Origin of the sequence: Halalkalirubrum salinum, assembly GCF_005543295.1 — an archaeon.
Classification (GTDB): Archaea; Halobacteriota; Halobacteria; order Halobacteriales; family Haloferacaceae; genus Halalkalirubrum; species Halalkalirubrum salinum.
This window is the reverse complement of the sequence record NZ_SRSG01000052.1, coordinates 1-1,463: the sequence shown is the minus strand read 5'-3', so window position 1 is coordinate 1,463 and position 1,463 is coordinate 1. Positions and strand designations below refer to the sequence as shown.

Below are 1,463 nucleotides of genomic sequence, written 5' to 3'. Positions count from 1 at the left end.
CGCGAGAACGGCCTGCGGATGGACTACGCCTACGCCAAACTCGTCGAACAAGGACTCGACGCTGACGAATGAGTGAAGAGTGCAAGACCCTCGAAGCATATCTTGCCCCACCCACTCAACACAAGCAGCGCAAGCTCCACGACGAACACGAGCGATACGAATCGCTCCTTCACGAGAGTTTCAACGACGATTGCGATACGATGGGTGCCGTCAACGAAGTCGTCAGCGGTGAAGACCTCAACTGGCACTCGAAAAACGCACTCAAAAAATACGTACCAGCCCTCTTAGACAAGGATACGTACAACGCGAAACAACTCGCAGACACTCATCCAATCCGCTACGCGAACACCGCCGCAGTCTTCGACGTTAACGAAGACCGCCACCACAAAATCTGCTGGGAAGTCCCGCTCCCCGGTCGCGGGACGAACTTTTGGATACCGCTCCAGTTGAACCCAGAGCAAGAAGACTGGTGGCACGCACTCATTGACAACGAAGACGACAGTGTGTGGGCTGGCGAACTCCGCTTACAACGCAACGGGCCTCGATGGGTGTTACACGTCGCGGCGAACTACGAAGTCGAACCAAACCACTCGATTTCGTGCGAAAGTGACGACGTGACACCCGTCGGATTCGACGTTGGTGAAGCCAAGCTCTTGGTGGGCTGTGCCCTCCGAGACAACACGCCCTTCGACCCGTTATTCGTGGATGGTGGTCGCGTCCGACACCTCCGACAAAAACAAACCAGTGCCGAAGACCGCTTGAAACCACGATACGCGTCGAAGCTTCTCGACGACCTCGTGTGGGGACGGTGGCAAGACGCCATCGAAGACGAAATCGAGAAAGCCTCTACACGAGCCGTTGAGTACGCGTCCCAGTTCGAGAACCCAGTTATTGTCCTCGAATACCTCGAAGGTATCACCGACGAGGACATCGGGAAGTATTGGAATCGACGCCTTGGCAAATGGTTGTTCTCTCGATTGCAGTCACGTATCGAGGATAAGGCAGCGGAGCGCGGGGTTCCTGTGGAATACGTGTACCCGCACTACACCTCGAAGACGTGCTATGTGTGTCAGCATCTTGGATACAGGCCGCATCAGGGTACGTTCAAGTGTACGAATGAGGCGTGTTGGGTGTCGGAGTACCAAGCAGATTTGAACGCAGCAGCGAACATAGCCAATCGGCTAAATCCGTGGGGAGAGAGCTTGCCTGTGAAATGGGTGGGCGATGACTCGCTTCGGAGTGGGGGCCAGTGGCAGGCCCACGAAGACACGTCACTGAGTGAGAGACTCCTGTCTGAGAAGCGGGCTCTCGATGACAAGGTTTCGTCTAGCTCGCCAGCGGTGGGAGCGGGGGCGGAGCCGGAGACCAGTGGCGCGAACACGTCTTGAAACCTTAATCCCGGCCAATCTGGGTATTCCACGTGGTGTGGAAGCCCCGCCGTTCACGGCGGGCGAGGATGTCAC

The 1,463-nt window shown here is 56.7% G+C and carries 1 protein-coding gene; it reads left to right on the top strand.

Annotation, left to right across the window (positions count from 1 at the left end; genetic code table 11):
• Positions 1-68 precede the first annotated feature (68 nt).
• The gene (locus E5K03_RS13875) at positions 69-1,388 is read left to right on the top strand and encodes an RNA-guided endonuclease TnpB family protein (protein WP_138007397.1); all 1,320 of its coding nucleotides are present in this window, start codon (positions 69-71) and stop codon (positions 1,386-1,388) included.
• Positions 1,389-1,463 lie beyond the last annotated feature (75 nt).

Coding starts and splice junctions, on each gene's coding strand:
- E5K03_RS13875 (WP_138007397.1), top strand. CDS start 69: ATGAGTGAAGAGTGCAAGACCCTCGAAGCATATCTTGCCCCACCCACT.